3 protein-coding genes are annotated in these 6,780 nt (G+C 33.7%); all 3 read left to right on the plus strand.

All coding sequences use genetic code 11. From position 1 onward, the window contains the following. The first annotated feature begins 8 nt into the window (after window positions 1-8). The 3 genes from M2326_RS05520 to M2326_RS05530 all read left to right on the plus strand — a co-directional run bounded on the left by M2326_RS05520 (window position 9) and on the right by M2326_RS05530 (window position 6,563). Window positions 9-1,484: a RagB/SusD family nutrient uptake outer membrane protein gene (locus tag M2326_RS05520; protein WP_264618555.1), complete on the plus strand. Its 1,476-nt coding sequence runs from the start codon at window positions 9-11 to the stop codon at window positions 1,482-1,484. A gap of 468 nt (window positions 1,485-1,952) precedes the next feature. Further along, a complete protein-coding gene (locus M2326_RS05525; protein ID WP_264618556.1) occupies window positions 1,953-5,081 on the plus strand; it encodes a SusC/RagA family TonB-linked outer membrane protein in 3,129 nt (1,042 codons plus the stop codon). A 12-nt stretch (window positions 5,082-5,093) separates the two neighbouring features. Next, on the plus strand, window positions 5,094-6,563 hold the full coding sequence (locus M2326_RS05530) for a RagB/SusD family nutrient uptake outer membrane protein (RefSeq protein WP_264618557.1): 1,470 nt from the start codon (window positions 5,094-5,096) through the stop codon (window positions 6,561-6,563). Window positions 6,564-6,780 lie beyond the last annotated feature (217 nt).

The raw sequence follows: 6,780 nt of genomic DNA on the forward strand, positions 1-6,780 counted from the left end.
TAAAAGCAATGTATACATACAATATAATTAAAAAAAGCATAACATTTTCTGCCCTTGCGCTGGCTGGATTGACAGTCTCGTGTAGTAAAGACTACTTAGATATTCCATCATATGGAACACCTGTAGTAGAAAATTTTTATAAAACACCAGCAGATGCAGAACAGGCTCTGAACGCAGCTTATTCTCCAATGAGAGAAGTTTATGGAAAAGAAAATTTCTGGGCAGTAATGGGTACAGATATTATTCAAGGTGATATAGGTACGGATGATTTTATCAAAGGAGGAAATAGATTGAATGATAATTTACCTTTATTTGAAAAGGAAAGTTATGCGCTTTCTACAAATAATGTTGCTATAGAGCAAACTTGGGAGACTAATTATAAAGGAATCCTATATGCAAATTTGATTTTGAACAAAGTATCTGATATTGCTTTTACTGATGCCAATCGTAAAAAAGCAATTTTAGCCGAAGCTCATTTTTTAAGAGCGTATTACTATTTTGATTTAGTCAACTCGTTTGGAGGTGTGCCATTAATTGATAAATTGCAAGCACCTGATGAATATAATATTCCTCGTGCAACCGAAGCGGATACTTATACATTTATCGAAAGTGATTTGAAAGCAGCCATTGCTGATTTGCCTTCTCGTTTTACGTATGCTACAACCTATTATGGCCATGCAGATCTTGGTGCTGCTCTAGGATTGATGATGCGTGTTTCATTGTACCAAAACAAAATGGATCAAGTGAAAACCTATGGAGACCAGTTATTTGCTATTCCTTATGTTTTACAAAATTATGCTACCATTTTTCAACAAGAAGGGGAGTGGAGTCCTGAGTCTATTTATGAGATTAACTTCGCAACCAATGCAAGTATACTAGGTACAGGAATTACACAACGCATTGCACCTCGTTCAAAAAGAGGAGGAGGATTTATGCAAGCAACAGATGATCTTTTAAATGAATTTGAAGCGAATGATCCTAGAAAAGCGGCTTCCTTTTATAAAATGAATGAACCTACTGCTTATGGAACTGGTTGGTACATTCGAAAATATTCATGGGCACCATTCAGTAATTACCCGAGCCCTACAATTGGTGGAACAAATAATAGCGCCAACAATATCCGAGTTTTACGCTTGTCTGATGCTTATTTAATGTATGCCGAAGCTGTTTACCTAACAGATCCACTAACAGCTGTAACATATGTAAACAAGGTTAGAAAACGTGCAAGAGGTACTGCTGCTGCTACCGTTGTTCCAGATCTACCCCTTACCTTAAACGGAACTGCACTGCGTGACGCTATTTATCACGAACGAAGAGTAGAGTTGGCAGGAGAAGGATACCGTTATCACGATTTAATTCGTACAGGAAGGATTCAATCTATTCTCGTACCACGTGGTTTTATTGTTGGCAAAAATGAAGTAATGCCAATACCATATTCACAAGTAACCTTATCAAAAGGGGTCTTGCTTCAAAATAATTATTAGTGATTGATTAGTTAAAATTTGGTTATTTTAAAAGGGATTGTTCTTCGGAACAGTCCCTTTTTTTTTACGTCATCTTTTTTTAAAAACTTAGACTTAACCACAGATTTTGTACATCTGTGTTAGACAAAAAAACATATGTGTAAAGCAAAAGAATGGAAAGAATCTAGTTTTGTAATACACAATGCACACTATGACTGATGAAAATTCAAGTAAGAACAATGTTTAAAATAGTCAGCATCAATAGGGTCCTTGTTGTTCGTTTATCCAAGGTTAAAGTAGAGAAATTTAAATTTAATAATTAATTATAATAGTGAGAAGGCAGTTTAGTTTTTATACTGCGTGGATAAAATTCATTTATCGAACAAATAACTTAATAAATACAATGCCAATGAAGTAATAAAACAATCGAGCCACTACATTTAAAACCACTAATGATTATCAAAAAACAACCTGAAAAATATAATATTTATGAAACAAACCACTCGTTTTAGAACCACTACGTTTCTATCTTCAAGATTGAAGTTTACATGCAAATTGACTGCTATTTTTTGCATGGGAACAGTAGTTGCCAAAAGTGCTACTAGTTATTCTGAAAAAGGTAAAAATTTCAACCAAACAGAGGTTACTACTAAAGCATTACAACAAAATAAAATTAAAGGAACCGTCAAAGATACAGATGGAATGCCAATACCCGGTGTCAACGTTATGGTAAAGGGGACTACAAATGGTACAACAACAGATTTAGACGGAAATTATATATTAGCCATTACTCCAACGGATAAAATTTTAGTTTTCTCCTATTTAGGAATGCAAACAACGGAGGTTACAATAAATGGAAAAAAAGTAGTCAATGTATCCTTAAAAAGTGATGCTGCAGTCTTGGATGAGGTTGTTGTAATTGGTTACGGAACAATACGAAAATCAGACGTAACAGGTTCATTATCATCTGTAAGTACTGAAGATATAAATAAAACACAAAATACATCTATTGCTCAAGCAATCCAAGGTAGAGCCGCTGGTGTTACCGTATCTAAAGGATCTGGGACACCGGGAGCAACTCCTACTGTACGTATAAGAGGAACGGGTACTGTGAATAATGCAGATCCTCTATATGTTGTAGATGGTGTGCCAATTAATGATATTTCAAGTATTAACATGGCTGATGCAAAATCAGTGGAGGTATTAAAAGATGCCTCGGCAACTGCTATCTATGGGTCTAGAGGAGCAAATGGAGTGGTTTTAATTACTACAAACGGAGGCTCAAAAAATAAAACTACAATTTCATATAAAACCTACACTGGTATTCAAAAGCGTATTGATAATTTGGATGTGCTAAATGCAGCACAATGGGCAACTATATATAATGAAGGGAAAACTAATGACGGAAAACCGGTCGATCCAGCATTATTAAACCCAGAAGCATTAACGTCTTATAATTGGAAAGATGCTGTTTACCAAACAGGAATTATGCAAAGTCATCAATTATCTGCCTCTGGTGGTAGTGATAAGTCTACGTATTATGTCTCTTTTGGTTATATCGATCAAAAAGGTATCGTTGAGGAGTCATCCTATAAAAGAACTAATTTTAGAGTAAATAATACGTATCAATTAACTTCTAAAATTAAATTGGGTCACAACATACAATATTCAAATGCCAAAACAATATCTGTTCCAGAATACGGGCAAAATCCATGGTTCAGATCTGCATTTGTGGGGTATTTAATTGATCCCGTAACTCCCATTTTTAATGCTGACGGAACTTATGGAGTACCAATGTATTCATCTGCTACTAACCCTAAAGGTTCTGTTAAATTTGGAAAAACTCCTCAGGTTAAAGAAAGCTTTTTAGGTAATGTTTTTGTAGAGGCCAACCTTTTGAAAGGACTTACTTTTAAGTCAAATTTTGGACTTCAAATAAACAATACAAAAGTTGATAATTTTGTTCCTCTATTCAATGTAGGGCCTAATTATAATGCAACAACAAGCACTTATACTTTGAATCGTTCTGAGAATAGAGTATTGATATTATCTAATACATTAAACTATAATAAAATGATTGGCAAAAAACATAGCATTAATGCTTTGTTGGGACAAGAAATACAAGATTTGAACTCTAATAATGTGAATACCCAAAGAACAGGTATTCCACAGAGTGTAGCAAATCCTACATTGGGCTCAGGAGATGTTTCAACATCCAAAAACGATGGAGATATTAATAACTCCAAATTACTGTCATTTTTTGGAAGACTAAACTATAATTATGATGATCGTTATTTATTGACAGGAACGTATAGAGTTGATGGTTCTTCACGTTTTGGAGCCCAAAATAGATGGGCGAAGTTTCCATCTGTAGCAGGAGCATGGAATATCCATAAAGAAAACTTCTTTCACGTTAAACAAATAAGTCAGTTAAAGTTTCGTTTAGGGTGGGGAGAGACAGGTAATCAAAATATTCCAAATTCAGCTACCTACAATACACTTAACATTGGAACCAATTATCTATATGGTACTGATGAAGCAACATCTACAGGAGTAGTACCTTTAATTCCAGGAAATACCAATTTGAAATGGGAAACGACAGTGACCAAAAACTTAGGTCTAGATGTAGGGTTACTGAATAACTCGATTACTCTTACGGCTGATTATTTTATCAAAAACACTTCTGATATGTTAATTGCTGCACCAATTTTACTTACAGCAGGATATCAAAATGATCCCTTTACTAATGCAGGAAATATAGAGAATAAGGGGTTAGAACTTACTGCAAACTACAGAAAAGTAATCAAAGATTTTTCTTTTAACGTTGGAGGTAATATTTCTTTTATTAAGAACAAGGTTACTGCACTAACAGGACAAGGAAGTATAATACAATCTGGACCAGCACAAGGATTTAGTAATATTGGTAGAACTGAAGTAGGGCAACCTTTAGCTTCGTTTTATGGATACGAAATGATTGGAATTTTTCAAAATCAAAACGAAATAGATAAAAGTACAGTTTTTGCAAACACTAAGCCAGGAGATGTAAAATATAGAGATATTAATCAAGATGGTGTTTTGGATGATAAAGATAAAACTTTTATAGGTTCTCCATTTCCTAAATTTACTTATGGTTTCAACATAGATTTAAATTATAAGCAGTTTGATTTATCAGCCTTTTTTCAAGGTAGCCAAGGGAATAAAATTTTTAATGCAAGTTTATATTATTTAGAAAGTGACTTAGGTACAAATTTGAATACGAATATGTTGAATAGATGGACAGGAGAAGGAACGTCAAATTCAATGCCTAGAGCTACATTTGATAATAACGGTATTAATTCGCAACAATCAAGCAGATTTGTTAAAGACGGTTCTTATTTGAGACTGAAAAATATTCAATTGGGATATACAGTACCAAAATCAATTGTTGAGAAAGTAGCCGTTGATAATCTTCGTATTTATGTGGCAGCTCAAAATGTTTTAACCTTTACGAAGTATGATGGTTTAGACCCTGAAGTAGGTACAGATAACAATTTCAATAATCCATTGGATATGGGGATTGACAGAGGAAGATACCCATCTACAAGAACTATTTCCTTAGGATTAGATATTAATTTTTAAAAAGAAACAACGATGAAATTATACAATATATTTAAAAGGAATGTAAAATTAAGTTCAGTAATACTAATTCTTGTTTCGGCATCTTGTGATAAAGATTATTTAGATGTGGGTGTATATGGTACTCCCGAAGTAGCTAATTTTTATAAGACAGCAGTTGATGCAGAGCAAGGAATTACAGGGGCATATTCTCCAATGAGAGAACAGTTTGGTAGAGAAAATTTTTTAGCATCAACTGCCTGCAATTTATTATTTGGAGATATAGGAACTGATGATTTATTAAAAGGTGGGGCTAGAACCAACGATGGACCTCAATTATTTGAAAAAGAAAATTACAGTCTTACAACTTCTAATCAAGCTTGCGAAGCCATTTGGAAAGTAAATTTCAAAGGTGTTTTTTATACCAATTTGGTGTTGAATAAAGTACCTGATATTGTTTTTACAGATGCAGTTAGGAAGAAAGAAATTTTAGCTGAAGCTCATTTTCTAAGAGCATATTATTATTACTATTTGGTAACCACCTTTGGTGGAGTTCCGTTAATTGATACCGTTTTAAAAGAAGGAGACTATAATATTCCTCGTGCTACAAAAGAGACTATTTATACTTTTATAGAGAGTGATTTGAAGGCAGCGATTTTGGATTTACCTTCTCGTTTTACAAAACCCGCAACCTATTTAGGTCATGCAGACAAAGGCGCTGCATTGGGGTTGATGATGCGTGTTTCATTATATCAAAATAAAATGGATCAAGTGAAAACATATGGAGACCAATTGTTTGCTTTACCTTATGTTTTGACTGATTATGCTACTATTTTTAGACAAGAGGGAGAGTGGAATTCAGGTTCTGTTTTGGAAATTAATATGTCTTCGAATTCTAATTTTTTAGGAACATGGATATCTAGTATGATGACGCCTAGAACTAAAGGAGGAATAGGTTTTGGACAAATTCAACCTAATTTGAGAAGCGAATTTGAAATAAATGACCCTAGAATTACAGCCTCTTTCTATAATGTTGCTGGTGGTTATGGAACTGAATGGTATAACAAGAAATATTCATGGGCTCCCTATAGCAATTATTCAAAACCTACAACTGGAGGTAATGGAAACAGCGCCAATAATATTCGATTGATTCGATTAGCAGATGCATATTTGATGTATGCCGAAGCCATTTACAAAGACGATGCTCCAACAGCTGTAATTTATGTAAACAAGGTAAGAAAAAGAGCAAGAGGAACGCAGCCTATTACAGTAGTTCCAGATTTAATACCAACACTGAATGGTGATGCCTTGCGCGATGCAATCTATCACGAAAGAAGAGTAGAACTAGCAGGTGAAGGCTTACGTTTTCAAGATTTGATTCGCACTGGTAGAGCCAAGGCTGTCTTAGGTCCTCTTGGTTTTGTAGAAAATAAAAATGAAATTATGCCAATTCCTTATTCTCAGGTACAATTATCACAAGGTGTTTTACTTCAAAATAATTATTAAATAGTTGGTTTTAGTTAGTTGTTTGAAAAGGGATTGTTCTTCGGAACAGTCCCTTTTTTATGTGCTGAAATATGAAGAATAGTTTTGATAACGTATTAATATAAAAGAAAAATAGTAAGTAATAAGTAATAAGAATAAAATAATGTCGTATTTTATTGTGGATATGTAAAAAATTTAATATATTTATCTCATTATGAGATATGTAACACTAAAAGAA

Source organism: Flavobacterium psychraerolatum, from assembly GCF_025960985.1.
Classification (GTDB): Bacteria; Bacteroidota; Bacteroidia; order Flavobacteriales; family Flavobacteriaceae; genus Flavobacterium.

What these genes read in the sequence shown, in the direction of transcription:
- M2326_RS05520 (WP_264618555.1), top strand. Translation starts at nt 9, where the DNA reads ATGTATACATACAATATAATTAAAAAAAGCATAACATTTTCTGCCCTT.
- M2326_RS05525 (WP_264618556.1), top strand. Translation starts at nt 1,953, where the DNA reads ATGAAACAAACCACTCGTTTTAGAACCACTACGTTTCTATCTTCAAGA.
- M2326_RS05530 (WP_264618557.1), top strand. Translation starts at nt 5,094, where the DNA reads ATGAAATTATACAATATATTTAAAAGGAATGTAAAATTAAGTTCAGTA.